Source organism: Pseudoalteromonas sp. G4 (genome assembly GCF_028875915.1).
Taxonomy (GTDB): Bacteria; Pseudomonadota; Gammaproteobacteria; order Enterobacterales; family Alteromonadaceae; genus Pseudoalteromonas.
The window spans coordinates 1-1,367 of sequence record NZ_JAPEHW010000153.1 but is presented as its reverse complement, the minus strand read 5'-3'; the positions used below and the strand labels follow the sequence as shown (position 1 = coordinate 1,367).

The 1,367-nt window shown below is 38.8% G+C and carries 2 protein-coding genes; one reads left to right on the top strand and one right to left on the bottom strand.

The genetic code is table 11. The features are described from left to right. Window positions 1–206 precede the first annotated feature (206 nt). Window positions 207–746 carry a GNAT family N-acetyltransferase gene (locus ON073_RS20325; protein WP_274763688.1) on the bottom strand — a complete coding sequence of 180 codons (540 nt, stop codon included), beginning with the start codon at window positions 744–746 and terminating at the stop codon, window positions 207–209. 149 nt (window positions 747–895) lie between these two features. On the opposite strand from ON073_RS20325, the gene ON073_RS20320 reads away from it, so the two are divergent. Then, window positions 896–1,321, top strand: a complete 426-nt coding sequence (locus ON073_RS20320) for a hypothetical protein (protein ID WP_274763687.1) — start codon at window positions 896–898, stop codon at window positions 1,319–1,321. The last annotated feature ends 46 nt before the right edge of the window (window positions 1,322–1,367 follow it).

Below are 1,367 nucleotides of genomic sequence, written 5' to 3'. Positions count from 1 at the left end.
CTGCTGTCGCCAGCGCGACAAATACACTAACAGATATATACGATTGCATCTGTAGAAAGCATCTTATCAGTTATAGAGCAAAATGAATGGCGCTAGATATAAAACACGGACGCAGCTGTCGCCAGCGCGACAAACATATTTTCAAATAAAAAAGTTGTTACGAATAAGCTCTCAAGTAAATTTCGCTCTTATAATAGATACGACAATCACAACTCCCTTTCATAATGCACTGCTGGAATATCCCCTAGCGGATCGCTATGCATATACTCTTTTACAAACCTCATACCAAGCTTTTCCATTACCGCAATCGAACCGAGGTTTTCTTTTACTGCAATAGCACTAATACACGTGTACTCTGGCATTTGCTCAAATTGCTCCACTAAAGCATTAGCTGCTTCGGTTGCATACCCTTTACCCCACGAACTTTGTTTAAAACGCCAGCCTAGTTCAAGGTTATGCCACTCGGTATCCGCTTCATCATTAAAGAAATGCATTGGCCTTACTAAAATCCAGCCAATAAATTCACCTGATTCTTTAATGTTAACTTTCCAAAGACCCCAGCCTTTTTCTTTATTGGCATATTTAGCCATGCGCGGTAAAAAAATGGTTTTCTTTTCTTCCATGGTAGTTGGTTTACCACCATTAAGGTGCTTCATCACGGCAGGGTCTTGGTCGAGTTGGTATAAATCATCAAGGTCATCTTCGGTGATAAACGCATAATTAAGGCGACTAGAGGTTGGTTGCATTTGAGTACTCCTGTGATGAGAAAAACCGATAAATAACGCTATTTAATGGTTTCATTTTTCTTATTTTTTTCTGATTTGTGATTCTAACACTACTTTTTAAAAGGGCTTTAGTATTAACTGTTAGCAAATTTTAACGACAGGAAATAATAATGAATTTATTTAAAGGACTTTGCCTAACACTCACTCTTTTTGTATCAAATGCCATTGCCCACCAATATGAAGGTGATTGGCAATTTATTAAAGGGGAATACAAAACGCCTTCAGGTGAAGTATTAAAAGCAGACAACGCAACGCTTGTCGCAATCAAAACCGTAAAAGGCGATAAATTTGCCTTAAACAATATGCAACAAGGCGAATTTTTAGGGTATTTAGCAGGTAAATTCACCCTTGATGGCGATAGCTATAGCGAACATATCGAACAAGGCACCTCAAATGAACATCACGGTAAAGTGTTCACCTTTAAAGGCTGGCTTGAGACCAAACAAGAACACGGGCAAGAGGTAATTTACTGGCACCATAAAGGCATGGTAAATGGCACAGAAGAAACCGAAGTTTGGCGTAAACTTGCTCGCTAATTGTTAGGGTCTGTTGATCTTTGCTGTTCTATTTTTGTTCTCTTTG

Coding starts and splice junctions, on each gene's coding strand:
- ON073_RS20325 (WP_274763688.1), bottom strand. CDS start 746: ATGCAACCAACCTCTAGTCGCCTTAATTATGCGTTTATCACCGAAGAT.
- ON073_RS20320 (WP_274763687.1), top strand. CDS start 896: ATGAATTTATTTAAAGGACTTTGCCTAACACTCACTCTTTTTGTATCA.